Genomic DNA, 25339 nt, shown 5'->3' with positions numbered 1-25339 from the left:
CGGCTCCCCCGGGGGCCAGCGGCCGGGCTTGAAGCAGACCTCCCCCTTCAGGCTCGGCTGCGCCTCTCGATCTCAGGCGCCTTGTCAGAACATTCGGCTCCCCGGCCGGTTTTACGATGATCGAAAAACCAGGGGAGATCGCCATGACGGACCGGAATGAGGACCGTGTGCGCAAGCACGCCTACGCAATCTGGGAAGTGCAAGGCAGGTCGGATGGTGAAGATTTGCGCCATTTGAGCGATGCCGGAGCCGAACTGCCTGGCGAACCGACAAAGGCCAACGAACAGCCTCGCAAGCAGATCGAAGAAACCGAAGCCGCGACCAGGGCAACGGGCGCCCCCTCCCGCCGCCGTCGATGGCGAGCCCCGATTGATCGCTCGGGCCTGAGCTACCGCGTCATGGAAGCGATCGCCGAGATCAAGGCTTCGTGCTGATAGGGTTTCGGCAGGAAAGCCGTGTTGGCCGGCAGCGACATGGGATCGAGCCGCACCAGGCCCGAGGTGATGATGATGCCGATATTCGGCCGCATTGCCCTCACCCGCTTGGCGAGCTGTATGCCGTCCATCGAACCGGCCATGTTGACGTCGGTGAAGAGGACATCGACATCGTCGCGGGTCTTCAGAAGCACCATTGCCTCATCCGCGCTCCCAGCCTCGAGCGCCACGTGCCCCACCTCTTCAAGCACATCCAGAATATTGAACCTGATCAGCGGCTCATCTTCGACGATGAGCACCACGGCACCCTGGGAAGCCACCATTCTGCGATCGCCCTCTTCAGATCTAGCCTGACAGGAGTAAATGTAGCCCGCGTGCGAAGGTTCCAGAGGGCAAACCGGAAATATGCATCGTCCACAGATGCTTGCGCTCATGGCTTGTGACTGTCCCGGATTTGCGTTAAGCGGACAAAAGCCGCGGGTGCCATTGCCCCGGCTGACCGCACCCTAGGTGCCGGGCCTGTAGCTCAATGGTTAGAGCCGGCGGCTCATAACCGCTTGGTTGGGGGTTCGAGTCCCTCCGGGCCCACCATTCGCTGTAGGTCATTGATTTTAAACGAAAATTTTCAAGGCATTTTTCCACCGTACACGGCTGTAGCCGGACGCGAAAAACCGGAATTTTGACACCAGGTTCCGGAATTTTGGATTTCTCCGATCGTGGCTCGAAACCAATTCTGTCAGGTTGATTGCTCGATGCTGCGCTTCCAGGTATCGCTGTCGATCAGGGACGTGCTTTGAATAGAGATTTTCGAGCACCCTTTGATTCCCCGCAACGCGGTCCTCACTGGCTCATGCAGCGCCTTTGGCATCCAAGGGCTAAGTTTGATACTATGGATCCAATCAATTCCTATTGCGATGCCGATAGCTTTAGTCTCGACCTCATTAGAACTGTATATAAAGCGGTATTCACTCTCGGGTTTGTAAGGAGCCCTTTTTATGAAGGGCAGATCATTTACGTCCCATGTCTCGCGCCTGAGGATATTGATAGACCTGTAATCGACGGATCTATGTTGGATATCGGGCATACCGTCCAATGAGGACAGTAGCGCATCCTTTTTGAACTCAATGCACACCCCAGAAACGCCGGATGCGAATACCCTCCAATGATGATACGTCTCGTTGCAGTCGGCAAAACATAAAGCCAGCAGCGATTTTAGTTCTTTCCTCTTCTTATATTCCGCTAACCCAGCACGATCGTTACCATCGTCCCATTTCTCGGGGTCTAAAAGCGTCAGCGACCTCGTTTGCAGCACGTGTATTGCCGCCGCCAGATCAGTGTAGCGTTTTAACCCCGGCTCTCGTTTGAGCGATTTTAGCGCCATGCCTTCCTCTTCGAGCTAAAGAATTGTTTGAAGACCGCTGAAAGCTTACGTTCGGAGAGGGATCGGTGAATATTTGATTTTTTGGTGCGCGTTCTGCATCCCGGCACGCAGAAGCTCATCCGCCAACGCATTTCCAATAACAACTTGGTATTGCGACGGACCAATCAGAATGCTGTCGATCAAGCTTGGGATGGTGAGGCCTTCCAGCGAACCGTCGATAGGCAACTTCAATATTCGTTGCGGTATGCCGCCAACGGTCTCGCTCTCAACTTTGAGGAGCTTTCGTTCATCAAGGCCCAGCGTGTGGAAGATTCTCCACTCGCGCTCCTCTTTGAAGCCAGGATGTTTTGACCCATGCGCAATGGTCCGTAAAAGAAGAAAATAGTTACCTACCAGGCGGTCCTGGGGAATAGAGCTTAGAAATGCTGCGTTGAACCTGATTTTTTGTGCGATCAGCAGAAGCGACTGCTCTAGGCCTTGATCCGATAAATATGTGACAGGACTGCTATAAACGCCGAGATCATCGTCTGTGCGGCCAAAAATTGCAGTGTTGATGATAATTCCTACCCCGGCTTGCCCGGAAGAGTAGTTTCTCCACATCGAAAGGCGACCGTCATTGCCCTCGTCATCGAGATGCTCTGAGAGACAGGTAACGTAGGTTTCGTTTTGGATGTGCGGCGACCACGCTTGAAACTGAGCGAACGTCTGGTCAGCAAGGCCGGGCGAAACACTGTCCAACGCCTTCTTAAGTTCGTTCATGCCGGTTTCGATTGCCGTATCAACTCGCGTCTGCAGAGACCTCTGGATAAGGCTGAACCCATGGTTTACTTCCATGAAATCGTTCATCACCCGAACGTTTCGTAGCCAGATTTCCTTGTTTTTGATGATCCTTAGCGCGGTATCGGCCGAGCAGTAATGAATAAGCTTCTTCTGGCCGAACACCAGCGCCGCCCTACGAGCAACGTCGTCTGCGGCGAAGATTTCGCGAAGCGTGTTTTCGACGTGGTCCAAGATCATTTTGAAATGTCCACAACAAGTATCGTTAGTTGCAGACTGTGGTCATTCGTTCGCAAGATCAACAGGACTACAAATTGTACACAGATTTCCCTGTAGAACTAAGCGCTCTAAACACACAGGAGACAATCAGCATGACCAATGAAATTCTCACGCGGGCGAGCAACTTCCTTGCCTTTTGGTCCTCTGAACGCACGGGGAGTTTCTCGCTCACAGAGGTTCGCAATTTCATAAACGACGAGCGCACCTTCTCTGCAGAGGAGACCCTAGTTTTGGTGGCCTTTTTCAATGAATTCGCCGACCGCCAACTCAACCTTAGCGGAGATCGCTGGAAAGCGAGATGATCGCCGTCCAGCGAGGGCGAGCGCCCTCTTGCCGGGACGGTGGCAGCTCCGCTCTTGCTTGCTGAGGGCTTGGTGCTCCGAGTTCACGGGCCTGGTGGATTGGGAATCGTTAGCGACGCGACACGCAACCACAGAAATATGGCTCCAGCGACGAGTGCCAAAACAGACATAAAGATTGAAGCGTTTGCCAAGTGCTCGAACAAACTTTCGCGCCTAACTCCCTCCTCTAATTTGCTAGCGCGTTCGTCATCCGTTTCCGCCACCAGAAACTGTAAAAAGTACTGGCTTACGATGAGGTTTCGTTTTTGCGCGCAGACGCCTGAGGCCACCGCAAAAAGTGCTCCCATGAGGAAAAGCACTGGCGCGAGCGATGGACCTAGTCTCGGTACCGCGTTGGAGATCTGAACGAACACCAGAACCGCGCCACCATTCAACGCGAGAAGCGAAGCCAAGATCCACTTCGAGAGATCCGCGTATGCCGCCTGGCCAGCATTGACCGACTGTTCTGCAATTTTCTCATATTTCTCTAATTGCGCTTTGTCCATCTGCTCCTCCGGCGATGACCATACATTGCTAAAAAGCCCTCTCAGCCGCAAGGCAAGTGGATGAACCCACCGCATTGCGGCTGCGGATCTTCTAGCCGAAAATGATAAGCTCAGCTGCGTCCGTGCCCTTTCCGCCAGCGATCGAATATCTCAGTCTCGCCTCCAGATGTATGAAGGCGCCAAAGGTCTCACGAATCTCTGGGTGACTGTTGATCGACAAAATAAACCTGCCTTTGAGGCGTGTTAGGCGATCCGCCATGAACGCGAACTGCTCTCGGTCGAAGAGCTTTTTTCCATAGTCGCCCTCGCTCCCAAAATACGGTGGATCGAGATAGAACAGCGTCCCCGGCCGATCATAGCGATCGATGAAGTCCAGCCAATCAAGGTTCTCGATGACGACGCCGGCAAGCCGCTCGTGAACTTCCTCCAGGAGCGGTGCGAGCCGCGTCAGATTGAACCTTGCGCCGCCGTCGGTCACCACCCCGAAATTCTGTCCCGCCACCTTCCCACCGAAGGCGAGCTTCTGCAGGTAGATGAAGCGCGCTGCCCGCTCCAGGTCTGTCAACGTAGCAGGATCGCAAGCCTTTAGCCGTTCGAACTCCCGCCGGCTGGTGACCTGAAATTTGAGCGTATCCATGAACTGCGGATAGTGCCGCTGCAGGATGCGAAAGAGGTTCACGACCTCGCCGTTCCTATCGTTGATCACTTCCGCCCTGGGAACATTGCGCCGTCTGAAGAATACGCCACCCATCCCAACGAACGGCTCTGCGTAGAGCGTGTGCGGGATCTCGCCAATCATCTTCACGAGGCGCGGAGCTAGAAACCTTTTGCCGCCGATCCATGCTGCCGGCGGCTGCGTGTTGGGGACTTCCCGCCACGTTTCATTATTCACCATTTCCAAAACCTATCGACTCAGTCACTGGAGTCCCGCCCTGCAGGGTACGGGTGTGACAGTTATCGAATGCTGCTGTCGGACGGGTCTGGTCGCCAAACTAAGGCCCGTCGTTTGGGTGCTGCGGAGCACCTAGACCGCCCGGTCGATCGGCCGAAGCCGTAGGGCAGTCCCTCCTCGGCCATTAACCTAGCCAAGACTTTTTTCGGAAATGCGCTGGAAAAAATCCGCCCTTTCCATAGGTTTCGCGTGTGCTGGAGCGCTGTCACCTTTCAGCACGTAGAAGGATGTTTCTTACCCTGACCGGTGCGTCCTTCTTCTGAAAACCCGCTGGAAACCCCGGCGGGTTTTCCTCTTTACGCTACGCCGCCAACTGCCAGGCCAGGCGCGGGTTGTTGATCTTGCGAATGATTGGCGCCCCGATCTTTGCGATGCCGGTGCCACCCGTGTTGCACAGGTGTCTCAGGACCAACAGGTTATCGAGGCGGATGTTCGTCATGGTCAGCCCAGGGGGAAGCCAGAGCTTCGAGCCACAGATAAGCGACCGACCGCGTCCGCCGACATAGTTGCCTGTCGTCCAGCCGCCGCCGGTGACCGTCACAGTATTTGCGATCTGGACCGGGCCACGGATAGAGGTGTCGAGGTAGTCCCAGCCGGCCCAGTCGTTCAGCTCGACGGGAACTTCGACTTCAAGCCAGTCGCCGGCGACGAGGCCGAGGGCTGCGAGGCTGAGGTTTGCCGGCAAGCCGTAGGTCACCGTATGGACGGCGGCCGCGTCGTTGACCGGCGTGATGGTGATGACCTGCTTCTCAATTCCGGCCGCCACCACTTCCTTGCTACCAACATAAGTCGACGTGCCGGTTCCGCGGATCAGGCGCATGCCGGTGGCAACGTCGCCGGTGACATTGGTCTTGGCGCCAGCAACACCTGGTGTGCCCTTGGGCGGGAAGATGTTGTAGGCGGCGAGCGGGTCGAGCGATCGCGTTTCTCCGGCCGAAACCATCGCCTGCAGGATCGGAAGAAGAATGTCGGCGCGCTTTGCCATGAGCGGCGGAAGAGGATGAAGGCCACCGGCATCAAAGAGCGCTGGCGAGACGCCGGAAAGCGGCCCATCGAGCGCAAGCGTGTTGCAGAGCCGGACGCCCTTGCGCCCCGCCTGCGCGAGGACCCACGTATTGATCCCGTCGAGGATGCCAGGCCAGGCCGGATCGTCAGTGCCTGGTTGATCATCGAGCGTGCTGGTCCAGCTCAGCGTCTGCAGGATGACATAGACGCCCGCCTTGGTGATCCTTTGGACCTGTGTCTCGAAGTCCGCCAGGATATCGGCAAGGCTGCGATAGCGGACAATGTCGTTGTAGCCGATATCGATATAGATGATGTCAGGCTTTTGGCTCAGAGCGTAATCGGTACGGGCAAGCGTGCCGGGGAATTGCGTTTCCAGGCCGGCGACAGGGTTTAGGCAGTCCCCAGACTTGCCGCCCATGGCGCCAGTGAAGGCCGCGAAGGAAACCGGCGCAAAGAAAGGATGGTTCAGCTCGGCAAACATGTCGATGTTGAACCTGCCGTCAGCGGCCTTGATCCACGACAGAACCGTTCGGCCGTTCTCGTAGAAGCCCGTATGGCCGTTCGTCGCGGTCTGTCCGGCAGTGTAGGTCTGCGCGGCACCAAGACCGATAAAGCTATGTCCAAGGCCCATGATCTTCGCGCCAGACGCCAGCGGCAGAGCAGGAAGAGGAATGCCGTCTTGCACGACAGGCGAACCGAATGAACGGGCAAGCGTCTTTCTGACTACGGGCTTGGCCATTAGACGCTCCACGCCTTCAGGGCATCGCCGGCCTTGTTGGTGGTCCAGACCAGCTTTGCTTCCGCAAGGGCGACATCGATGACCAAGAAAGTCTGGCTGGCAATTGCGATCGAGCCGATGGAAGCCCATGGCGCGGCGTTCTCTATCCGGCCTTGAAGTTCGATCACGGCTTTCGATCCGGTCGCTCCGGCGACCTGGATAACGGTGCCGGCAGTGACCGCGAAAGTCCCGGTTTCGCCGTTGGCGTCCGTTGTGTTGAGGCGTTCAGTCATTTGTTGTTCCTTTGGTTTAGGCGAAGACGGCGCGATCGATCTGGCGCTGCCAGTCGTCATCGAGGACGTCCTGGGGATCTCGGCCGCTGCGTTCGAGATTTTCGATAAAGGCGCGATGGAGGCGGTAATTGTTGGCCTTCAGCTCGGTCGCATCGAGCCCGTTGAAGGTCCAGAAGCCGAGCGGCAGGCCGACGCCGCCCAGTGCGCCTGAGAAGTCAGCGCTATTGTTTGCGCCGGCAGCTCCGGTGGTCACCGTCTGGCCGCTCGGCGTCTTCATGCGGGCGCCGAACTCGGCGGCCGTGCGCCACATCGCGATCTGGGTGAACTGGCCGAAGCCAGGGCCAGAGGGGCTGATCGTGAGGCTTGCTGCGGTGCCGACTGCCGTCTGCCGGCGAAACGAGATCGACTTCGCGGCCGCACCGAACCCGATAAAGGCCATGTCGGGAACGGAAGCGAAGGAGTTGCTGTTGTTCGACCCCTGGAAAAGCGCCTTCGCTGACGCCGCCGCCGGCCAGTCATCCGACGAGGGCAGCATCATATACATGCAGATCAGAAAGTGCTGATCGGCATAGAGGTCGGCCATAACGCTCGCGGGGATCTCGACATAGCTTCCCGGCAGTGTTGTTCCAGAGAAGTCCAACCCGTTGCCGACGAGCGGGATCGACTGCGTTGCGCGGACAAGAAGCGAGGTATCCTTGCGCTCTGCGACGTCGCGAACGGCCTTGTTGGCATTGGCCGTGCCATCGGCATAACACCAGCGAAACGCCGCATCGAAGAGGAAGCGGATGCCGTCATTGTCGAACTTGCAGAGCGGATCGCGCTTGCGGAGCGGCTTGGAAAGGTCGGCGCTGACGCCAGGAATCGTGATCGAAAGCATGGGAAGCCCCTATTGCTGGGTGAGAAGACGAAGGACCGCGTCGGCGATCGCTCGCCCACCGGTCGCCGGATCTGGGTGGATAAGGTCGGATGCGAACCACGGCCTGGCGCTGCCGAAGGCGTAATCAGCCGCGTCGTCGCCGAAGACGTATTGAAGATTGAGGAACGCACATTTGCGCTCGACGGCCGCCTCGCGCATCACGCGGGCATACTCAGACATCGGTCGTGGATTGGTCGTGCGCTGGTTTTCGCAAGGCGCCACCAGGAGGACGTCCGACATCGGATTAACGGCGCGGTGGCGGTCAATCATCGTCAGCAGGTTGGTCTTATAGTCCGCCGGCGGAATGAAGGGCTGATCGTTGGTGCCCCACATCATAATCGCGAGCTGGACAGGACCAAGCGCGCCATAGCCGGCCTTCCACTTGGTTTCGTCCTGGCTTGCCCAATTGAAGGTCTGAGAGCCGGTGCCAGCAAGCTTATGGACAATCACGCCGTTGCCGGAACGCGAGGCGACCAGGCCGCAGAGCTTGACAGTACCGGAGACGACCTCGACATCGAGCGCCCAGGCGCCAGCGGGTTTGCCGGTCAATGCCACCGCCGTCTGGACATCAGCGCCCTGGACGTTGAGATTGCCGCTCCAGGCTCCGCCGTTCCAGCGATAGCGCACCACGCCGTCAGCCGTGCCGACATAGTGAAGCGCAAAGGTCGTGTCTTCGGTCGGCCCTGAGGCACTGACGCGCGAGCCGGCCGTCGAAGACGTGAGGTAGCCGAGATCTGCAGTCGGCGCGGTGTTGTAGGTTCCGACCCATGTTCCCGATGCGGCCGAGATCGGATAGACGGCCGGCCGGACATTGCCGTTGCGAAGGAAGGACGAACCTTCCGGATAGGCCCAACCGATCCAGCCGGAGCCATAGGTGCCATAGTCGGCAACAAGCGCATCGGCGACTGGACCACTCCACCGGCTAGCGGCCTGGCTCCAGCTGTCGCCGAAGATGGCGATCGCGAGCTGAGACGCCTCGGCGCGCTTCAGCTGGCGAAGCCGCATGCGAGTTTCGCGCAAGTTCCAGGCGCCCCAGATATAGCCGATCGGGAACCCGTCGCTGTCGGTGGAAACGTCGAGGCGCGCTTGCAAACTAGCCTTGTTGCCTCGGGCGGCAACGATCTCTTCGGACGTGCTCTTGCCGCCGATCGAGGCGATGATGCGGCCACTTTCGTCGATGAAGATTACGTCGGCCGAGATATCGGTGGTTTCGTAGATCTCGCCCCTGGCGCCGGCATTCTTGAGGTCCGAGCTGGTGAACAGGATGCGACCGTCTTCGTCGGTAAAGACCCACTCGTCGCTTTCGTCGGTGGTCTCATAAACCCCGCCCGAAACCTTGCTATCCAGTGCCGCAATGACCGAGGCGAGTCCGGAGGAGCCAATACGGACCCAGCGCGCCCAGGCAGACGAGTAGATGTAGCGGCCGGCATTCGGGACGACGGCGCCGTTGTAGCCGTTTGCCGTGGCGTCCTGGTGCATGCCGGTGTCGGTCTCGATCACCTCGCCGCCAGCGCCGTTGCGGGCTCCGGCCATCGACATGAGCGTCAACCAGGTCTGCGCATAGACCATCTCGCCGGGAATGAAGCCGCTGCCGGCGAGCTGAAGGGCAAGCTTATCCTTCTCGATCTGGACCGTTGTGCCATTCCGGTTGCCGAGGAGCGTGTCAACGAGAGAGGAAGTGGGCTGTTGTGCAGTCGTAGTCATCGGATGGTCACCGCAAATGGACCGACAGCCGTTCCAGGCACGCCGATCGAGTTAAGGGGGGAAAGCCAGTAATAATGAGTGCCCGCCGGCAGGCAGGTGCTCGTCTCGGCGAAGACGACGACATCGTCGATCGCGCCGGCGAAGTCCGACGAGGCGGAGAAGCGGATCTGCGCGCTGGTGGCGCCGGCGACGATGCGATCGGAGAAATTGCCGTTATCGGCCGCCGCAATGCCGTTGACGAGATTGCCGCCGGCGCTGTCGCTCAGAACCGGCCGAACAGTCCCGGCAGTGCGGCTGCCAACCGTGTAGAAGATACGGTAGGCCTTGCCGGAAGCGAGGCTGGCGATCGTCTGCGCAAGGTTGCCAGGCAGGCCTGTCGCATGGACGGCCTTGCCGCTCGAAAGCGACCAGTTGTTGCCGTAAGCCCAGGTGCCGGCGGTCGAGAAGTCGCCAAGAGCGATGATCGTCGCGCGCGTGGCATCGCCATCGGTGAAGGTATAGGGCCGCGATCGCTCGACCGGGATCGCGGCGGCTACAGGTGCCGCATCCATGAAGTTGGTGGTCGTTGCCCGCGAGATCTGCACGGCAGCGATCGAGGCGTCATCCGTGGTTTGGAAGGCGATGCTGGTGGCGCCGAGCAAGGCCGTAACATTGACGTTGGTGATCGCAGCGCCTGGAATGTCGCCGTCCTCGGCACCTATGACGACGGTGGCGATCGTCGTGTATCCGCTTGATATGTTGCCGGCTGCAATCGCCTTGGCGCGCAGCTCGACCGCGTCGCCGCGCACGTAGCCGCTGATCGGCGTTCCGCCGGCGCCGGCGTCGATCGGAAGGATTGACCAGACAGAGGCACCGACAAGGCGATGCTCGATCTGGATCAACTGAGTTTCCGTTGCGCTGGAGGCACCGGGCGCAAGGGAAACAATGAGGCCATTCGAGCTACCGGTACCAGTGAAGCCGGTATCGATCGACACCCAGACGGGCACGGCAGGCGGAGTGGTTGGCGGATCGATCTCGCCACCGACACGGCCGTTCCAAGGCGGCGCCACTTCCGCGTCGGTCAGCTGGTCGATGATCGGCGACGCGTCGATGAGCTTGTAGTGGCTGGAAAAGTCCTCGCCAGCCTCGACGCCGGCGACGATCAGCGGCAGGCTTTCGGATGCCATCAGCCCGAAATGTACGATGTCATCGAGCGCCGGCCGCTCGTCTGTGTCAGCCAGGAGAAGCACGTCTGTCCGACCAGCAACGGTCACGACGCGATGAAGAACGCTAATGCCGATCGTGTCGCCTGGCGTCGGGAACGCCCGCCAGCGCAAGCCGTAGCTTTCGCCCGCGACCATTTCGACTTCATCGTCGAGCTGGATAATCTCGCCCTCGATCGCCTTGACGCGGGCGGCGCGCTGGGTCGAACTCAGAACATCGAACGAGCCCATGACCAGGTCACCGCGCGTTGCGACGCGGATCGGTCCGTCCTGGGTGAGCGTGTAGATATCGGGCCGATAGATCGCCTCGTACATGCGCCGGCGGGCTTCGATCCAGATCTCGTCGGGATCGGTCTTGCCGGGCATTTCCAGCTGCTCGGTCAGCGTGATCGAGCCGGTATAGCCGGGCCAACGGACGATGCGCTCCGAGGGCTGGTGGTCTTTCGTCTGGTCGATGAACGGGACGCGGAAGGCGTGCGGCTTGCGGGAATAGATGCGCGTCGCCTTGAAGTTATAAGAGTTTCGGGAGCTGATGTGGTCAACGACAAGGTCCTGCGGCCGATCGATGACGACGCCCCAGCGCACGCCGTCATGCCTCGGCCGGGCCCGGCCGGCGGCTGCGATCTCCTTCAGCACCTCGTCGAGCGTCATCTCGGTATCAATGACGCGGTCGTACTTCAGGCCGTGGATGCGGCAATGATTGTGGAAGTCCACCAGGTTGGACAGATCGATGCCGGCGCCGGCAACCGGCCGAGCGAAGGCGCCGGATTGCAGGGCATAGCGGAAATGGCTTGCCGGGTTCCGGCTCTGCCGCTGGATCCACGTATTGGTCGCCACGTCATAGTCGAAAAAGAAGCTGCTCTGCTTGAGGTTGAAGCTATCGAGTGTGCCCTGGAGCTGATAGCTGCCCTGGGCGCGAACGCCGACCAGCGCCAGGCTCTGGTTCATGTTGATCGGATATTCGGGCCGGATCGTCTGCAGCGCCGCCAGGACCGATCGGCTCTGGATCTGTGAGGAGATGTGTTCGTCCGTCAGACGATCGAATTCGATTTCCCATCGGCCGCGACTGGGCAGCGTCCAGGTCACCTGACGGAAGAAACCCTCGGCCTTCTTGTTGCTGAAGGTGTAGGTGTTGACCATCTGCCAGTCGGACGTTCCTGCCGGCCGCTGGCGAACGCGGATCTGGACGCTGATCGACTGTGGCTTGCCATTGTCGTCAAACCGGATCAGCCCGCCCGGGAAGGAAAAAATAGCCGATACCTGCCACGCATCGAGCCCGGTCGCGCGTTTGACCGGAGTGTCCTTCGAGCCGCCCGTTGGGTCGCCGGCAGCGTTGCGGAAGAGCGGGCGCGTCAGCTCGACGTTGATGTTCTCCTCGACCACCTGTCGCGGATAGAGCGATATCGGCGTGTCGTTGCTCCAGCCGTTGCGGGTCTCGACCTGGACGTTTGTGTATTCGGAAATGGCGGTTTCGCCGATCCTCTGATCTTCGAGGATCTGAGGTCCATACCCGCAATTGAAGATCGCTCGAACAAAGACCAGGTCACCGACGATCTCGCTGTAGGGCGGCGCCGCATAAGGCGGAGCGTAGCGGTGCGTGCCGAACACGAAAGGAATGACGCCGTCCGGCCGTGCCTCGTTGCGCCAGCCGTTGAGGGCATAGGTCGAGCGCCCCTTCTTGCTGTCCGACTTGCCGGGGGCATCCACCGATGGCGGCGGGACCAACGCGTTCAGCAGCATGTTGCCGAGGACAGTAACGCCGAGGCCGATTACGGCGGCGGCAAGCCCGGTCGAGATCCCGATCGCGCCCGCCAGTGCCGGCGCCCAGAGCACGCCGAGGGCGATCGCCGCGATGCCGATGAAAATCGACAGCACAGACCGCAAGAAGTTCTTGCCCGGCACGATCCGGACGATGACCTGCGTTCCCGCATGTGGCCGGACGCGGTGCCAATATGCGCGCGGCACGCGTGCCATCCTTCTTCCGTCAGGCGAGACGAGCGTCACGCGAACGAGATCGCGCGTTCTCTCGCCGACTGCCGGCAAGACGATGTCGATGATCTCGGCGACCGTCAGCCCCTCGGGCATCTCCATCCGAATGCGGTTGCTCTCCTGGGCGACGATCGGCGCCATGAGAACCGGGACAATGGGTGTTTGAATGGTCATTAAACGCCCTTCGAAACCAGTTCGACGTGGCGATAAATGCGCGTCAAACGCGGTTGCCATTGGCCGGATGTGTAAGGCTCAAGCTTGGCGTGATCGAACGGGACGTGGAGCATGGTTCCCGGCCGCACGACGATGCCGACGTGGCTTGCATGCGGACCACGGCGGAAGAAGGCGACATCGAACTCGCGAGGCTCTTCGACTTCGAACCATGGGCCGATCTGCTGGCGATCCTGGATAAGCTCGGCGATCTCGCCGCGCTCATCGGTCGAGATATAATCGTCGGCGTAGCTCGGCAGCTTAATGCCAAGGACGTCCTGGTAGACCAGGACCGCAAGACCCCAGCAGTCGACGCCGGCGCGATCGCGGCCGTGATCCTTATAGGGCGTGCCGATATAGGAGGCAGACCAATGCATCATCTGTGCAATCCTGGAAAGCGGTCGCGTGTCATGCGGCCAGAGGGGAAATATTCGTCGGTGATGTCTTCGCGGCTGAAGGAGAGCATGACCTCGCCGGCATCGATGTCGGCCGTGAGGATGTTCAGCTCGGTCCACTGCGCCTCGATCAGGTTTGGGGAATCGGCGAGGACGACGGCCATGTTGATGGTGGCGAGATCCGAGAACGACCGCAGCAGCTTGGCGATGTCGTTGTCCAAGTTCTCGATGATGATGTTGCCGGCGGGCGGCGCGTCTTCGACGTCGGAAGGCAGAAGCGTCGAGGCGGCAACGAAAAGGAACGGCTGGGTGGCGGGGTTGCTGCCCATCCAGGTCGAGCGCGTGCCGTAGAGCAGCGGCTCTACTGACAGGCGCTCGGTATTGTCGGTGGAGATCCGGATCGGCTCTTCAAGGTCCGGATGCGAGATGTAAAACAGCGCGACATAGATTTCGTCGGCCGAGGTGGCATCCTGCGCCAGGCGGGCATTGAGCGAAACGCGTCTCATGGCAGAACCACCAATGAGAACGTCTTACGGAACTCGATACCCTGGATGGTCTCGGTCGGGTTGCCGTCCCCAAACATGCACAGCCAGGTGCCGGCCATACGGATTGGGTTCCCACTGCCGTCAAACAGTGGGTTGCCGTCAGTGTCAGTCATCGACCAGCCGTCCGTGGTCGGATCTGGCATCCAGAACGGCAAGGTGCCCCACCGGGTCGTGTCCTCATGAAACACGTCAAAGACGGATTTGCCCGCACGTGTGACGAGGATCGACATGTTGACGAGATACGGGACGCCACTGAAGCGAAGGCGATAGCCAGGCGTGCCGGCATCGATACGCCGCTTCAGCCGAGCTTCCAGAGCGACTTTCTGGAAGGTGTTTCGCTCTGGCCGAGGCAGCGCGGCGGGCCAAGTCGGGACGGTCATCGCGCAATACCTCTAGATTTAACGCCGAACTCGCGGTTCATGGTGCGGCGGAAATCTCCGCCTTTCTTCTGAGCCGCGACGCCCATCTGGTCGGACAGGGTCAACTGCCACTGACGCCGCCCGCTTTCGTCCTGTCGTTCCTCGACCTGGCCAGTGATCGGCGTCGAAGTCTGGTTGATGATTTGGAAGGTCGGGCGATCGGCGCCCCGCCCATTAGCCGGGCTGACGCTGCCATCAACAACGCCGCCACTGAGATAGCCTCGGCGGCCCAGGCGCATGGCCTCGACGGTTTCCGGACCGCCATGCCGGGCGATGTCCTTCTGGCTCCAGACGATCTCGCCACGGTGAACGACACCGGCAGGCTCATCGACGGCGCCGTGTCCGGTCCAGCCGCCGCGATCGAAGAGCCCTATGCCGCCGGCACCCCACGCGCCTGCAAACTGCGAGGAGCTGCCGAGAACCGAGTTGCCATAGGCATTCAGGCCACCGCCACCGAAGAGCCCGCCGAACAGATTGGAAAACCAATTTCCGCCGCCTGACGGGGCGGCCGGAAACGAGTTCGCGAGGTTCTGGCCGAACTGGCCGAGACCGGTGCCGAAGCTTCCGAGGCTATTGGTTGCCCCAACCGCCGTCGTGTCGAGCTTGCCAAGTGCAGAATTGAACTTATCGACATATTGCGTGCTGGTCGTACCGAGAATGTCGGATGCATTGCGAGCCGAAGCTTGCGGCCGGCCGGTAAACCAAACCGAAGCCGCGTCTTGCGGATTACCGTATTTCGCGACGCTCTTGCCAAAGAACCGGTCGAACACGCTGTCCTGATCGGCGGGGCTCGCCAGAAACTGGCTGGGCGTCAGCCGTCGGCCGAGTGCCTCCTCGGTCCACGACGGGATGTTCGAACCCATGACCTGATAAGCGCCGTATGCCCGGTCACCCCTCGCGGTAAGCGGACCGAGGGCATTGTAGTTGCCGCCGCTACTCTCCAGATCCTTGATGGCTTGCCGATAGGCACCCATGTTCGAAGTCGCCGCCGGCACGCTGGAATTGTCATTCGCACTGCCGAAGATCCTGGAGAGGATGCCTCCGCTGGCGCCTGAGGAGCCAAGAGCACCGATGCCAGACACGCCGCCATTGATCATCACGGTCCCGGCGTTGACCGACATAGAGCCGACCGACTTGCCAAGGCCGGGAATTGCCGTCGTGTCGCCACCACCAAACAGCCGGCCGAAAATACCGCCAAGGCCGCCGACGTCGCTGATCGTGCCGTAGTCGGTACCGAGCAGCGAGTTTTTCAACGGGTTCTTGATGGCGAGATCGGTGAACGTACCCGCGATGTCCTTCGCAATGTCGCCAAGCGCATCGCTGATATTGCCGCTCGTCAAACCGTCAACGAGACTGTCAATCGTGTTTTCGCCAGACTGACGGACCTTGTCCCACGCCTCGTTTTGCTTGCGGAGCTGATTGGTCATGTCGGAGATTGCCAGGGCGTTCTTGCGGAAGCTCTCGGCATAGGACGAATTGAGATCGATGCCGCGCGAGATGAGCGTCTGCTCGGCTTCGAGGCTGGCAAGCCCGCGTCGGCGCGCTTCATCGGTCGCACCGACGAGGCTGGCCTCAGCCTTCAGGCGGTCGATCTGCTGGCCCTGATCGCGAAGCAGGTTTGTCGCGGCGATCTGTTCGGCGAGCGCACCATAGGCGGCCGCTTTTTCCTTTATGGCGGCGATTTCCTTCGGATCGACGGTCGCATGATTCTTTGCCGCCTCGGCTTCAAGCTGGCTGATGAGCTGCTGCTCCATGCGAAGCCGCTCAGTCTCACCGACCGTCTGCCCGATCAGGGAAAGCTCCAGTTGTTTGGATTTCAGAGTGCTGTCGAGAGATCTCGCCCGCTCTTCCTGGGCATCCTTCAACTGCCTTTCCGCTGCGATCCGCGCCTGCATGCCGGCAAGTTCAATCCGATCGGCTCTCGCGGTCGAGCTCTCGCTCGGATTAAACTGCGCTTCGGCGGACGAGCGAGCGGCAGCTTCCAGCTCGGCCGGCGATCGCGCGGCCGACTGCTGGCGAAGGGCATCAATCCGTGCTTGTTGCTGTTGAAACAGCGACGGAATTCGCGCGGCTTTGTCCTGAGCGTCTCGCTCGGGACTGAAGACGTTCAGCGGATCGAGGCGCGGCAGGTTTCCAATTTGCGTCAACAAGTCCTGGGACTTCTTAACTTCGGTGTTCAGCTGAAGGAACTGTTGAGCCGCCTTCAGGATCTTGTTGCCAAACTCCTCGTAGGCAGGATTGATCTGCGAGATCTTCTGGACGGTCTCGATGAACTTCTCGCCCTCGATGCGACCATTTCTGATCCCGCGATCGAGATCGTCGAAGGCAGGTTGGAAGGGCTTAAAATCTCGCTGCAGGTTGAAATAGGTCTGGCCCGTGCGGCCAGGCGTGACGATGCTACCAAATTCAAGTCTGAGTTCGCGAGCCAACTCGACCTGTTTCTTGAGCAGGTCAGTCAAGCTGCCGGAAGCTGCCGCCTGGGCGACTGCGCGATCTGCCTCTGAGTAGGAACGCGCGCTGCGCTCCGCAATGCCGTAGGCCTCGCCAAGAGCTTTGATATTGGCCTGGTGCTCTTTGAGAACGTCGTCGACCGACTTCGCGGAGGTGCCGGTCAGGGTGAAATAGGCGACGGCAGCGGCGCCCGCTGCAGCAAGGGTGAGAGGAAGAGCACCCACTGTGCCTATGACGCTGGTCGCGATAGCGCCGACATCAGACAACGCCGTTTTCAAGCCGCCGTTGCCCGCATAAATCTGTGCGATCTGCGGCAGCTGCTGGGCAGCGATCATGCCGACCGGCGCACCGAGGAAGCCAGACTGCGCGATATCGGTCAGCTGATAGCCGAGGTTCTGTCTCCGAAACCCTGCATTATTGTCGTTCTGAGCACCGGGACGAAGGGCATCGTTTCTGCCTTTGATCGCGTCGATCGAGGCAAGGGTGGCTTGGCGCTCACGGCCAATGGCAGCGGCCATCTCGTTGGTGGAAAGCACGCCCTGGGCATGCAGCGTCCGGATCTCGGTTAAGCTGGACTTGTATTCCCTGATGACGGCGAAGAGCGGATTGTATTTTGCCCTAAGATCATCAATCGTCTTGCCCTGGGCGGCGAGCGCCCCGGTCCATTCCCGGACGTTCTGATTGGCCGCGCCGGTGTTGAGACCAACCGATGTATTGATGAGTTGCTGCAGCTTTGTCGCTGTAAGCTGCGCCTCGGTACCGATCGCGGCGACGGCCGATTGCGCAGCGGCACCGCCGGCCTTGGCGCCGGCAGGATCGATATTGACGCCGATCGCGAGCTTGTATGGTTGCGCCATCAGTGATCTCCGCCGTTCAGGATTGCGAGAGCCGCATCCTCCATGATGCTCATGTCGGCGAAGATCGCTTCGCTCGATTGGCGGTGAGCGAGCCGAGCGGTGCATCCGGCCCAGTCAAGCCCAATCCACATGAAACCGACCATCGAGCCGACGACACGCCACTGTGTGTCGCAGGCAAGGAACGCCATTAGCGAAGGCCAATTTGCGGACGCGATCGACATGAATTCATCTTCGGTTTCGGTGGTATCGGCCTCAAACGCGACGCCCCATTGCTTGAACTGGGCGGCTGTCTCCTCGGCGATCGGCGTGGCCTTCGTCCGATCGGAGCGGCCGAGGCGTTGGTTTGCCCATGCCTCGGCCGCCTGTCTCAGTTTCCCAGGCGGGCCTTGTCCTGGTCGATGGCGTCTTGATAGGCCCGGTTGAGCGCGACGCGGATACGCTCCAGCTTCAGCGCTGCCGCGAAAGTCTCGTTGCTGAAGGGAATGACTTCGTCCTTCTCACCGATCACACCGCGCCAGTTCTTCACGACGCGGGTAAACGACGCCGTGTCGAATGCGTCCAGCTCGGCCTGGACGCGCTTGAGGTTCTCCTCGCTCGGATCTGCCTCGGCCGCCTTCAGCAGCTCTACGCGCATCGCGTCACGGTTCTTGGAATAGTCGCGATCGAGAATTTCGAGCTCGACCTCGAACGTGTGCTCGACGAAGGAGCCCGGCTTTTCGGGATCGGGCTCGATGACCTTCACAGGCCACCAGACGGTCAGATTTTGAACAAGCTTAAACATGTGCCCTCTTCAAACGGCCTTCAAAGCCGCCCCTGCTACTTCACGGTGATGGTGAACTCGTCGTTGCCGCTGGGCGGCGTGAACATCAGCGGAAGGGTGTTGTTGACGATCTTCTGGCTTTCCCCATACGTCGGGCGGCCGATCTGGACAGCCGGCGCATCGAACTTGAAGATGTTGCCGGCGACCGTGCCATGCTGCAGCGCCAACGCCCCGGTCTGATGGGTCCGGGAGATGTTGAACCAGTCCTTCGTGGCGAGCAGAACCGCTTCCATGGTCGCCGAACCGGTCATCAGGCGATCGACATGCTCGATGCTTTCCGAGCCGATCAGGAAGCGCGGCTCGATCTGGTTCGCCAGGTCGAATGTGACGCCCTCGCAGGCGCCCGTGAGAGCAAACAGCGACAATGTCGAGTTGGCCTTATTGACCGGCAGAGGCTTCTTGAACGCGGTCAGCGTCAGCGGCGCCGGAATAGCAACGTCGGCGATCGTGCCGAGCAAACCGGTCATGGTGAACTGCAGGCGCGGGATCTGCGCCGGGCTGAAGCCGAACTGCAGCGTGCCGCGCGCACCGAGCAGGATGTGATTCACGCCGTCGACGTTGAAATAGATGCTCACCAACTCCTGGGATGAAGAGATCGGCTTGTACTGGACGTCAGTCGCAGCATTGATGACCTCGGCCATGGCGCAGGCGCGCAACAGCGGGCCATAGGCCGGCGGCGTGCCTGCCACGCCAGAACCGGCGATCTCCACATCAAAGGCGATCGTGGCATATGTCGTGGTCAGGATTACACCCTGATGACCCATGTAAGGCAGCACCAGGTCGCGGGAAACTTCACTGCCGACAGAGGGCGTGAAGTTGACGTTCGTCGCCTGGATGGCATTGGCGGCGCCGGTGGGAATGGCATCCGTCCCGTAGACGGTTTCCGGCTTCACCAGGAGCGCACGATTTCGGAAAAAACGCTTTGCCATTTACTTGCTTCCCTTGCCCTTGGTGCCCTGCGGCAGCTCGGCCGGCTCGCTCTCGGGTGTTTCGGCAGGAACCGGATAAACCGTGTCCGGATGTTCGGTTCGGTGGACGAGCTTCAGCGAGCCGTCCGCCTGGCGGGTGTAGGAACCGCCCTTCCATTCATGCTTTTCCATCAGTCCTGTTCCTCCAGGTAACGAGCCGAGCTGTAGACGTCCTCGAACCAGATCGTGCCGCTGATCGCCTGTTGAAGTTCGCCGGTGACGTGTTCCAGCGGATCGTCGAGGCCACCCGCCATGAAGCCGATGAGCTTGCGACGCACGTAGGCTTTGAGGTTTTCGATATCTTCCGCCGCCTCGAAATCGTCGGTACCGGAAAGGTTTTCGGTGATGATGACGACACTGATGTCGACGCCGCTGCGCTGCAGGACGCCGGTGATCCGATCGTTGGCAGCGGATCGCTCGGATGCGATGTAGACAAAGACAGCGGGGACCTGCAGCGGCCGGTCTTTCACCGCCGCCAGGCTACCGGCGCCGCCAGCAATCGCGAATGGCGTTCCGGACTCGAGGAGGCGATCGATGATGCTCTTAATCACTGAGGCTGCTCCTCAAGATAGTCCTGGCCGATCTGAAGGATCTCGCGGACGTCCTCTTTCGAAAATCCAAGATACGGGCGAGCGGGAATGGTGATCGTGTGCTCGCCGATAGTGATGTTGCGGGCGATCCCGCCCTTGGTGCCGGCTTTAACGAAGCGCTGCCGGCCGCCACGAACCTTCTTCAGCGTGGTGCGCTGGCTACGGGCGAAGTGCTGAATTTCTCCGCCGAGCTGATGGACGGCCGCATAGACAAGATTGGTCCCGACCTCGGCCGACAATTCGTCGGATCGCTCGCTGATGCTGCGATAGAGAGCCGTCGTGACGCGCAGAATGTTCAAGGCTCCGCGCTTGCGGCCGCGAGCAACCAGACGGCTCTGTGTACGTCGAGAGAGCGGCTTCCAGCGTGAGCCGTCTGGGCCGCTTTCCGTCTCGAAGCGCCTCTGGGTGCTGGAAAGCATATAGGCCGCGATGAACGACATCAGCTTTCCGGGATGGGTGGCCCGAAAGACAATGTTCTCGACTGCGGCCGAGGCCGTATCGTCCAGGATGATCGGTGCGATCGCCATCAGAGGTGCCTCAGGCTATCGCGCGTGAAAACGCGGTTCGCTGCCACGGCCCGGACGGAGCCGCCGCCGGTCTGAGGCGCTACCACACCCTCGGCTTCAAGAGTGACGAGGCCATTCGAGACGCCCTCAAGCCACTTTTGAGCCTCCGTGAAGGCGCGCGTAATCGCGTCATCTTTCTCGGCCGCTTTGCCGTGAAGATAGTAGCGGGCGATGTCGCAGGCATACTTGACCAGGATCGCCGGAACGTTCGACAGCGGCAGGCGGTAGAGCTTCCCGACATAGCTGTCGATCAGCGCCGTTGCGTCCGTCAGAGCGCGCGCGATCGGCGTCGGGTCGATCGTCGAAGCCGGGCGGTTGACCTTGTCGGTCAACTGCACCAGCTCCTGCTCGCCAAAACGATCGACCAGATCCTGTTGGGAAGCGTAAAGCATCAGACGATCTCGACGGTTAGCATGGGCTCGGCGAGGAAGGCTTCGATCTGGTCAGGCGTCAGCTCGCCGGGATTGAAGTCTGTGCCGATGGCCGAATGCGCCATGCCGCCGCGCCGGAAGCCGGCGACCTTCGAGGTGACGCGAAGGCTCGAGGCGGAGCTGGCGACGTCGCGATCGACATTCGACAGAAACGCGAAGGTGAGCGGATACGCGACCTCGAACTCGTCCTTCGACAGTTGCGCCCAGGCGGGAGCCGCTGCGGGGCTGGCCACATCGCCAGCCCCGGCTTCTGCGGCCTCACTGCTCTTGCTGGTATCGAGGGAATTGGTCCCGCCGGGCTCGCTCGTACCCGGCGGGGACACTGCAACGCCGCCGGCGTCAGCAGTGTGAGGCTCCGAATGAACAGCAGCGTCCGATGTGGAGATCGGTGCCGGCGCATTGGTCGGAGCCTTGGATTGTGATCTCGCTTTAGAAGCTTGATTGGTCATTTTCGTGTCCTTCGGGAGTTGCGGAGAGGATCGCCGTCGATCCACTGCGAAATTCCCGCCCGGCGGGAGGATGCCGGGCGGAAGCTGGTTGGCGTCTGCCCTACGCCAGCCAGGGAACCATCAGCACCTCGGCGGTGCCGGCCCACGGGTTGCTCTCGCCGCCGTTGACGAGGACGCTCTGGACAATGCGCTTGGCAGCGCCTTCCAGGCTCGGACCTACGACCATGAGCGTCGGGTTGATTGCAAGCGGCTGTCCGTAATCGCCCTTCATGCCGGTCATTGCGGCACGAGCGGCCTCGTAGTGGGCGACATCGAGCGTCTGCTTGGAGCCCCAGGCCATCTGCCAGAAGCCGAAGCCGACTTCGCAGCGGCCATCGACGCCGTACACGAATTCCTTGCGGAAGAAGTTGTTGTCGTCCTCTTCCTTGTCCTTGCGGATCAGGTTCGTGAACGGCTTGCGGCTCTGGTAGATCAACGGCTTCAGCGGGCGGGAGACGTCCATCAGGAACCAAGGCGCACCATTGCCGCCGTCAGTATTGGCAACCGAGACGGTGTTTCCCTTCTCGTCGAGAACAGGATGATCGACGTCGAAGAAATACTGTCCGTCGTAGCACTTCGACGTGAACGCCTGCTTCAGGAGCGCAAAGACAAGAGTGTTCGGGAACATCCGGGCATTCTGGCCAAGCGTCTCGAAGAGCGGGCCATAGATGCCGAGATTGTCGTCCTCGATGTTTTCGCGCTTCACGCCGACGGTGCTCTCGAAGGAACGGTTCTTCAGCGTGTAATCATGATTGCCGATCGACTGGATGACGCGATCGCCGATCCATTCGCGGAAGCCAGGGACCTCGCCCAGCCAGCCGTATTCGTTGGAGGCCGTCGACGAAGGGACCGTCGTGGCAATACGCTCATAGAGCGGCTGGGCTGTCGCGAGACCACGCTGAAAGGCAGCGTTGAAACCGACGCCAGCCGCGCGAAGATTGACGGAATTGATGTTCATTGAGGGAGCCCTTTACGAGTAGGTGACCCAGACGCCCTGATCGTCGACATCGTAGATTTTGCCGACGACGGATCTGGTGTTGCTTCCGGAGGTTTTGGCGACTGTCTGGTCATCGACGCCGTAAGCGTCGGCACCGACATCGGCCTTGGTGATCAGATCGCCGCCGGCCGAGTTGTTGAGACGGAAGGTGCCGATCGTCACCTCGACGTTGATGGCACCGGCCGCACCCCCGGAATTATCCGCCCGCCTCTCGACGCGGCCGATGCCTTTGAGGCCAACTGTCGCCGTAACGGGCACGGCATTGCCGGCGGCATTGAGCGCGGCCTGCGCGCCGGTAAAGAGGACTGCGGCGGCTGCGACGGGAAAGACGCGGGTACCGCGTTCGACACGCGGCGTGTTGCGATCTGCGGAAAGCGCGCTCAATGGCCTGCCTCCATGTTGGCTTTGGACTTCTTCATCTCCTCCTCGGAAAGGCCCATCTGGCGCATGACAGCGAGATCGGCATCTTCAAGGGAGAAGGTCTTGTCGCCGCCAGGATCCTTGGCGGTTGCGCGCTGGGCGGACGTGAGGACGGGCGCCTTTCCGACGAAGTCCTCAAACCTCTTCGGGTCCGACTTATGAAGGGAAAGCGCCCAGTCCTTCAGAGCGGGTGCGAGCTTGCCATCGCGGATCGCCTCGGCCACCGCAGCTTCAGCGTCATCGCTGGCATTGCGTTCGACGAGGCTCTTAAGGTCGGCCTGCATGGCCTGGACCTGGGCGATCGGCACATATTTTGTCGGATCGACGACGCCGGCGGTTTGGGCCGACTGAAACGCCGCAACGATCTGGTCGGTCGTGGCACCTTCGGTCTGGCCGGCGGCAATCGCAATTTTCTTGCGGTCGGCAATCGCGGTCTGGACGGCCGTGGCGATTGCCTCGGACTTTGCGTCCTTCGTCAGGCCGGCAGCAACGGCGATTGCCGTGGAGCTGGTGAGCAGCGAGTTGATGGCGACGAGCACATCGTTCTCGCTGGCGCCATCGGCAAGGCCGAGGGCGGCGAGTATCTGTTTCATGGATACCTCTGTTCGGTTGGCTGCTGAAAAAATCGAGTGGGCGGAGACGTCACCGAGGTCGAGGTTCGGTGAATTGGTGAGCGCTACGTTCTGAAGCGCGAGGATCTCGCCGTCCTTGGTGTGGAAATAGACCGGGGAAAGGTATCGGTACTCTTTGGCCCCGATCGCGGCAGCTGCGGCCGCCGTCCACTCGACGCGGCCATAGAGCCCATCGGCGCGACCCTGGACTTCTTTGATCCAACCGGACGCCGGCGCGGGCTTGCCGTTCTCCTGCGACTTGATGCTCTGATGTTCGTAGTCGACGAGAATATCGGTCTGGCCGTGATAGCGCCGCGTCATCTCGGCAATTCGCTGCAGGCTCTTCTCGTCGCCGGCCTTAAACGGGCCACGACCATCGCGGCCGCTGAAGGTGCCGGCCGGGATGAGCTTGATCCAGATGCCGTCAGCGGTCGCCGCCGAAATATCGACGACGTGGGCGGACAGCAGGGAGGCTGCGAGGAGAGCGAGAGCGTTTTGCATGGTCCGACAATGCCAGTCGGCCATAGCCCTTAGAATTCCCTGGGACGTGGGAGTGAAGGCAGATCAAATGCGGAGGGGATGGATTTAAAGGTAACCTGCGCCAAACCGATCGGCAATGCCGGAGGGGATCGAAATTTGAAGCCGATTTGAAGCCCGTGGAAGCGTTTTGAGGGTCCCTTGGCCATAACCGGCTGTCCGAGGGGGTGAGAGCGCGTCTGTGGCCGAAATTTGAAGGGCGGGTTTCAACGTGCTATAACGCCGTTGTGCGCGTGACACGGTGATACTCTCGCGGCCGTGGCACCATCTTCGGATGGGAGCATCATGTAGGGTTCGAGCGAGGCCCTACCGCGCACGTCACTCCCCTCTTCGGTCATAGATGATACTTGCGCCTGGCCGTGACAGGATCGCAGGAATTCTGTCTTCGGTCGTAAACCGGAAGCTCGTCAGGAAGGCCGCCTTCCGGCTTTTTGTCGATTTGATCACCGCATGGAGCCAACGCCCGCTCGCCAGGCGAAGGAAGACGATCGACAACGGCCCGTCCTGGACCGCGACGGTTGCCGCCGAAAACAGTGACGGCAGCAAACGATAATCCTCGACCGTCAGCTCGGGATGCCGCGCGATCTGCTTCGCCATCGTCTCGGCCGACAAAAGCGCCACGCGGGAATCGAGCGACAGCGCCTCGGCGATCTCGGGCGCAATGGCCATAACCGGCATGCTCCCTTGCGGGTTTCGGATGAAGCGATCGAACGCGCTGCTTGCCACCCGCTCCTGGACTGCAGCATCCACCAGCTCGGGCGGCGCGTCCGCGATCTTTTCCGCGATTGCCTGGTTGACGCGCCCCTCATAACCAGCTCGGCCGGGATTGTAAGCCCAGCCTGGATCGATCCCGTCGGGAACGCGCATCACCTCACCGGTGCGCTTGTTGACGAAGTTGCGGAACGTGTCCTGCGGCGGCTCGAATTTGAGATCTTCACCCTGGCGCTGCAGCCGCTCGACGTCGCGCTGCGAAAGGCTTTGCAGCGTGCAGCGGCAGTTCCAGCCGCATGGCGGTGCCCACATATCCCAGTAAGGATGATCGACCGGCAGAACGAGATTGTGCCTGGCGCGATGAGCCGGCCGCGTCCGTTCGTCGAGGAGCGCGACGTAACGCAGATATGGCCGTGCCGCCTTGTTGCGTTCAAAGCTCGCCCAGTGCCCGGCCGCGTAGGAGACCCGCATATTGGTATCGAAGATCTGCTTCAGCCGGCTCGTGCTGCCGAGCCGCGCAGCGGCCAGGTCACCGCTGGCGGGATCCTCGACGAGTTGCTTGCCCCACCACCCTTTCGCCTGAAGCACCGGTCTCAAGTCGCGTGAGAACTCACGGACCGTTCGACCTTCCTTCAAAGCCTGTTCAAGGGCGTTTGAAATGTCCTTCAAAACATCGAAGCCGGCCGACTTCGCGACGGTGAACATCGTCGCGTGTTCTTCTTGCCAAGCGTCCTGCCAGGAGAAGGTGTCGACGAGGTTGGGCTTACGGCGGGCAAACGCGGCAATCGCGTCTGCAGGCGCCAGCGGCTTCAGCTCGACAGCCAAG

28 protein-coding genes and 1 tRNA gene are annotated in these 25339 nt (G+C 60.6%); 3 read left to right on the top strand and 26 right to left on the bottom strand.

Annotated elements, in window-relative coordinates; translation table 11 throughout:
- Positions 1–143: 143 nt before the first annotated feature.
- A complete protein-coding gene (locus tag ACR9ZQ_RS09355; protein ID WP_310389196.1) occupies positions 144–434 on the top strand; it encodes a DUF2934 domain-containing protein in 291 nt (96 codons plus the stop codon).
- Here ACR9ZQ_RS09355 and ACR9ZQ_RS09350 read toward each other — a convergent pair.
- Complete coding sequence (locus ACR9ZQ_RS09350; RefSeq protein ID WP_113324523.1) at positions 389–757, bottom strand: response regulator; 369 nt, start codon at positions 755–757, stop codon at positions 389–391. The two genes, ACR9ZQ_RS09355 and ACR9ZQ_RS09350, sit on opposite strands and share 46 nt — an antisense overlap.
- A gap of 192 nt (positions 758–949) precedes the next feature.
- Here ACR9ZQ_RS09350 and ACR9ZQ_RS09345 point away from each other — a divergent pair.
- Positions 950–1025: transfer RNA gene (locus ACR9ZQ_RS09345), tRNA-Ile, on the top strand.
- Positions 1026–1170: 145 nt separating this feature from the next.
- On the opposite strand, the gene ACR9ZQ_RS09340 is transcribed toward ACR9ZQ_RS09345, so the two are convergent.
- Both ACR9ZQ_RS09340 and ACR9ZQ_RS09335 read right to left on the bottom strand, forming a co-directional pair.
- Positions 1171–1815 carry a DUF2971 domain-containing protein gene (locus tag ACR9ZQ_RS09340; protein WP_481427636.1) on the bottom strand — a complete coding sequence of 215 codons (645 nt, stop codon included), beginning with the start codon at positions 1813–1815 and terminating at the stop codon, positions 1171–1173.
- Between the two features lie 45 nt (positions 1816–1860).
- The gene (locus ACR9ZQ_RS09335; RefSeq protein ID WP_481427635.1) at positions 1861–2832 is read right to left on the bottom strand and encodes a DUF2971 domain-containing protein; all 972 of its coding nucleotides are present in this window, start codon (positions 2830–2832) and stop codon (positions 1861–1863) included.
- 131 nt (positions 2833–2963) lie between these two features.
- Here ACR9ZQ_RS09335 and ACR9ZQ_RS09330 point away from each other — a divergent pair, with 131 nt between their 5' ends.
- The gene (locus ACR9ZQ_RS09330; protein WP_481427634.1) at positions 2964–3173 is read left to right on the top strand and encodes a hypothetical protein; all 210 of its coding nucleotides are present in this window, start codon (positions 2964–2966) and stop codon (positions 3171–3173) included.
- Positions 3174–3256: 83 nt separating this feature from the next.
- Here ACR9ZQ_RS09330 and ACR9ZQ_RS09325 read toward each other — a convergent pair whose 3' ends face one another.
- The 23 genes from ACR9ZQ_RS09325 to ACR9ZQ_RS09215 all read right to left on the bottom strand — a co-directional run bounded on the left by ACR9ZQ_RS09325 (position 3257) and on the right by ACR9ZQ_RS09215 (position 25338).
- Positions 3257–3718, bottom strand: coding sequence for a hypothetical protein (locus ACR9ZQ_RS09325; RefSeq protein ID WP_481427633.1), 462 nt, complete (start codon positions 3716–3718; stop codon positions 3257–3259).
- A gap of 91 nt (positions 3719–3809) precedes the next feature.
- On the bottom strand, positions 3810–4613 hold the full coding sequence (locus tag ACR9ZQ_RS09320) for a DNA adenine methylase (RefSeq protein ID WP_481427632.1): 804 nt from the start codon (positions 4611–4613) through the stop codon (positions 3810–3812).
- Between the two features lie 358 nt (positions 4614–4971).
- Entirely contained in the window at positions 4972–6414 is a 1443-nt protein-coding gene (locus ACR9ZQ_RS09315; protein ID WP_481427631.1) for an SGNH/GDSL hydrolase family protein, read from the bottom strand.
- On the bottom strand, positions 6414–6686 hold the full coding sequence (locus ACR9ZQ_RS09310) for a hypothetical protein (protein WP_481427630.1): 273 nt from the start codon (positions 6684–6686) through the stop codon (positions 6414–6416). The genes ACR9ZQ_RS09315 and ACR9ZQ_RS09310 overlap by 1 nt, the downstream gene beginning before the upstream one ends.
- Positions 6687–6702: 16 nt before the next feature.
- The gene (locus ACR9ZQ_RS09305; RefSeq protein WP_481427629.1) at positions 6703–7563 is read right to left on the bottom strand and encodes a hypothetical protein; all 861 of its coding nucleotides are present in this window, start codon (positions 7561–7563) and stop codon (positions 6703–6705) included.
- Positions 7564–7572: 9 nt separating this feature from the next.
- Positions 7573–9306, bottom strand: a complete 1734-nt coding sequence (locus tag ACR9ZQ_RS09300; protein ID WP_481427628.1) for an SGNH/GDSL hydrolase family protein — start codon at positions 9304–9306, stop codon at positions 7573–7575.
- Positions 9303–12671, bottom strand: coding sequence for a TipJ family phage tail tip protein (gene gpJ / locus ACR9ZQ_RS09295; protein WP_481427627.1), 3369 nt, complete (start codon positions 12669–12671; stop codon positions 9303–9305). Before gpJ ends, ACR9ZQ_RS09300 begins: the two co-directional genes overlap by 4 nt.
- Positions 12671–13087, bottom strand: coding sequence for a C40 family peptidase (locus tag ACR9ZQ_RS09290; protein ID WP_481427626.1), 417 nt, complete (start codon positions 13085–13087; stop codon positions 12671–12673). Before ACR9ZQ_RS09290 ends, gpJ begins: the two co-directional genes overlap by 1 nt.
- Positions 13084–13608 carry a DUF1833 family protein gene (locus ACR9ZQ_RS09285; protein ID WP_481427625.1) on the bottom strand — a complete coding sequence of 175 codons (525 nt, stop codon included), beginning with the start codon at positions 13606–13608 and terminating at the stop codon, positions 13084–13086. Before ACR9ZQ_RS09285 ends, ACR9ZQ_RS09290 begins: the two co-directional genes overlap by 4 nt.
- Positions 13605–14027, bottom strand: a complete 423-nt coding sequence (locus ACR9ZQ_RS09280; protein WP_481427624.1) for a hypothetical protein — start codon at positions 14025–14027, stop codon at positions 13605–13607. The genes ACR9ZQ_RS09285 and ACR9ZQ_RS09280 overlap by 4 nt, the downstream gene beginning before the upstream one ends.
- Positions 14024–17374, bottom strand: coding sequence for a phage tail length tape measure family protein (locus ACR9ZQ_RS09275; protein WP_481427623.1), 3351 nt, complete (start codon positions 17372–17374; stop codon positions 14024–14026). The genes ACR9ZQ_RS09280 and ACR9ZQ_RS09275 overlap by 4 nt, the downstream gene beginning before the upstream one ends.
- A complete protein-coding gene (locus ACR9ZQ_RS09270; RefSeq protein WP_477820545.1) occupies positions 17374–17595 on the bottom strand; it encodes a DUF1799 domain-containing protein in 222 nt (73 codons plus the stop codon). Before ACR9ZQ_RS09270 ends, ACR9ZQ_RS09275 begins: the two co-directional genes overlap by 1 nt.
- A 146-nt stretch (positions 17596–17741) precedes the next feature.
- A complete protein-coding gene (locus ACR9ZQ_RS09265; protein WP_481427622.1) occupies positions 17742–18155 on the bottom strand; it encodes a hypothetical protein in 414 nt (137 codons plus the stop codon).
- A 35-nt stretch (positions 18156–18190) separates the two neighbouring features.
- Positions 18191–19123 (bottom strand): phage tail tube protein, encoded by a 933-nt coding sequence (locus ACR9ZQ_RS09260; RefSeq protein ID WP_481427621.1) that lies wholly within the window; start codon positions 19121–19123, stop codon positions 18191–18193.
- The gene (locus tag ACR9ZQ_RS09255) at positions 19124–19294 is read right to left on the bottom strand and encodes a hypothetical protein (protein WP_481427620.1); all 171 of its coding nucleotides are present in this window, start codon (positions 19292–19294) and stop codon (positions 19124–19126) included. It abuts the gene before it with no gap.
- Entirely contained in the window at positions 19294–19713 is a 420-nt protein-coding gene (locus ACR9ZQ_RS09250; RefSeq protein WP_481427619.1) for a phage tail terminator protein, read from the bottom strand. Before ACR9ZQ_RS09250 ends, ACR9ZQ_RS09255 begins: the two co-directional genes overlap by 1 nt.
- Positions 19710–20279 (bottom strand): phage virion morphogenesis protein, encoded by a 570-nt coding sequence (locus tag ACR9ZQ_RS09245; protein WP_481427618.1) that lies wholly within the window; start codon positions 20277–20279, stop codon positions 19710–19712. Before ACR9ZQ_RS09245 ends, ACR9ZQ_RS09250 begins: the two co-directional genes overlap by 4 nt.
- Positions 20279–20710, bottom strand: coding sequence for a gp436 family protein (locus ACR9ZQ_RS09240; protein WP_481427617.1), 432 nt, complete (start codon positions 20708–20710; stop codon positions 20279–20281). Before ACR9ZQ_RS09240 ends, ACR9ZQ_RS09245 begins: the two co-directional genes overlap by 1 nt.
- Positions 20710–21198: a hypothetical protein gene (locus ACR9ZQ_RS09235; RefSeq protein ID WP_481427616.1), complete on the bottom strand. Its 489-nt coding sequence runs from the start codon at positions 21196–21198 to the stop codon at positions 20710–20712. The genes ACR9ZQ_RS09240 and ACR9ZQ_RS09235 overlap by 1 nt, the downstream gene beginning before the upstream one ends.
- Before the next feature lie 100 nt (positions 21199–21298).
- A complete protein-coding gene (locus ACR9ZQ_RS09230) occupies positions 21299–22195 on the bottom strand; it encodes a Mu-like prophage major head subunit gpT family protein (protein ID WP_481427615.1) in 897 nt (298 codons plus the stop codon).
- A gap of 12 nt (positions 22196–22207) precedes the next feature.
- Positions 22208–22618, bottom strand: a complete 411-nt coding sequence (locus tag ACR9ZQ_RS09225) for a hypothetical protein (RefSeq protein ID WP_481427614.1) — start codon at positions 22616–22618, stop codon at positions 22208–22210.
- A complete protein-coding gene (locus tag ACR9ZQ_RS09220; RefSeq protein WP_481427613.1) occupies positions 22615–23766 on the bottom strand; it encodes a phage protease in 1152 nt (383 codons plus the stop codon). The genes ACR9ZQ_RS09225 and ACR9ZQ_RS09220 overlap by 4 nt, the downstream gene beginning before the upstream one ends.
- A 354-nt stretch (positions 23767–24120) precedes the next feature.
- Complete coding sequence (locus tag ACR9ZQ_RS09215) at positions 24121–25338, bottom strand: phage head morphogenesis protein (protein WP_481427612.1); 1218 nt, start codon at positions 25336–25338, stop codon at positions 24121–24123.
- Between the last annotated feature and the right edge of the window lies 1 nt (position 25339).

This window comes from Rhizobium sp. KNZ14-9A, from assembly GCF_056755015.1.
The sequence above is the reverse complement of the archived record's forward strand: the minus strand, read 5'-3'. Positions and strand labels throughout refer to the sequence as shown.

Bases quoted from the DNA above. Each gene is read 5' to 3' on its own strand.
- ACR9ZQ_RS09330 (WP_481427634.1), top strand. From the start codon at position 2,964: ATGACCAATGAAATTCTCACGCGGGCGAGCAACTTCCTTGCCTTTTGG.
- ACR9ZQ_RS09280 (WP_481427624.1), bottom strand. From the start codon at position 14,027: ATGACCGTCCCGACTTGGCCCGCCGCGCTGCCTCGGCCAGAGCGAAAC.
- ACR9ZQ_RS09270 (WP_477820545.1), bottom strand. From the start codon at position 17,595: ATGTCGATCGCGTCCGCAAATTGGCCTTCGCTAATGGCGTTCCTTGCC.
- ACR9ZQ_RS09275 (WP_481427623.1), bottom strand. From the start codon at position 17,374: ATGGCGCAACCATACAAGCTCGCGATCGGCGTCAATATCGATCCTGCC.
- ACR9ZQ_RS09350 (WP_113324523.1), bottom strand. From the start codon at position 757: ATGGTGGCTTCCCAGGGTGCCGTGGTGCTCATCGTCGAAGATGAGCCG.
- ACR9ZQ_RS09300 (WP_481427628.1), bottom strand. From the start codon at position 9,306: ATGACTACGACTGCACAACAGCCCACTTCCTCTCTCGTTGACACGCTC.
- ACR9ZQ_RS09235 (WP_481427616.1), bottom strand. From the start codon at position 21,198: ATGACCAATCAAGCTTCTAAAGCGAGATCACAATCCAAGGCTCCGACC.
- ACR9ZQ_RS09245 (WP_481427618.1), bottom strand. From the start codon at position 20,279: ATGGCGATCGCACCGATCATCCTGGACGATACGGCCTCGGCCGCAGTC.
- ACR9ZQ_RS09355 (WP_310389196.1), top strand. From the start codon at position 144: ATGACGGACCGGAATGAGGACCGTGTGCGCAAGCACGCCTACGCAATC.
- ACR9ZQ_RS09260 (WP_481427621.1), bottom strand. From the start codon at position 19,123: ATGGCAAAGCGTTTTTTCCGAAATCGTGCGCTCCTGGTGAAGCCGGAA.
- ACR9ZQ_RS09230 (WP_481427615.1), bottom strand. From the start codon at position 22,195: ATGAACATCAATTCCGTCAATCTTCGCGCGGCTGGCGTCGGTTTCAAC.
- gpJ (WP_481427627.1), bottom strand. From the start codon at position 12,671: ATGACCATTCAAACACCCATTGTCCCGGTTCTCATGGCGCCGATCGTC.
- ACR9ZQ_RS09315 (WP_481427631.1), bottom strand. From the start codon at position 6,414: ATGGCCAAGCCCGTAGTCAGAAAGACGCTTGCCCGTTCATTCGGTTCG.
- ACR9ZQ_RS09240 (WP_481427617.1), bottom strand. From the start codon at position 20,710: ATGCTTTACGCTTCCCAACAGGATCTGGTCGATCGTTTTGGCGAGCAG.
- ACR9ZQ_RS09220 (WP_481427613.1), bottom strand. From the start codon at position 23,766: ATGCAAAACGCTCTCGCTCTCCTCGCAGCCTCCCTGCTGTCCGCCCAC.
- ACR9ZQ_RS09340 (WP_481427636.1), bottom strand. From the start codon at position 1,815: ATGGCGCTAAAATCGCTCAAACGAGAGCCGGGGTTAAAACGCTACACT.
- ACR9ZQ_RS09325 (WP_481427633.1), bottom strand. From the start codon at position 3,718: ATGGACAAAGCGCAATTAGAGAAATATGAGAAAATTGCAGAACAGTCG.
- ACR9ZQ_RS09335 (WP_481427635.1), bottom strand. From the start codon at position 2,832: ATGATCTTGGACCACGTCGAAAACACGCTTCGCGAAATCTTCGCCGCA.
- ACR9ZQ_RS09255 (WP_481427620.1), bottom strand. From the start codon at position 19,294: ATGGAAAAGCATGAATGGAAGGGCGGTTCCTACACCCGCCAGGCGGAC.
- ACR9ZQ_RS09305 (WP_481427629.1), bottom strand. From the start codon at position 7,563: ATGCTTTCGATCACGATTCCTGGCGTCAGCGCCGACCTTTCCAAGCCG.
- ACR9ZQ_RS09265 (WP_481427622.1), bottom strand. From the start codon at position 18,155: ATGTTTAAGCTTGTTCAAAATCTGACCGTCTGGTGGCCTGTGAAGGTC.
- ACR9ZQ_RS09285 (WP_481427625.1), bottom strand. From the start codon at position 13,608: ATGAGACGCGTTTCGCTCAATGCCCGCCTGGCGCAGGATGCCACCTCG.
- ACR9ZQ_RS09290 (WP_481427626.1), bottom strand. From the start codon at position 13,087: ATGATGCATTGGTCTGCCTCCTATATCGGCACGCCCTATAAGGATCAC.
- ACR9ZQ_RS09320 (WP_481427632.1), bottom strand. From the start codon at position 4,613: ATGGTGAATAATGAAACGTGGCGGGAAGTCCCCAACACGCAGCCGCCG.
- ACR9ZQ_RS09310 (WP_481427630.1), bottom strand. From the start codon at position 6,686: ATGACTGAACGCCTCAACACAACGGACGCCAACGGCGAAACCGGGACT.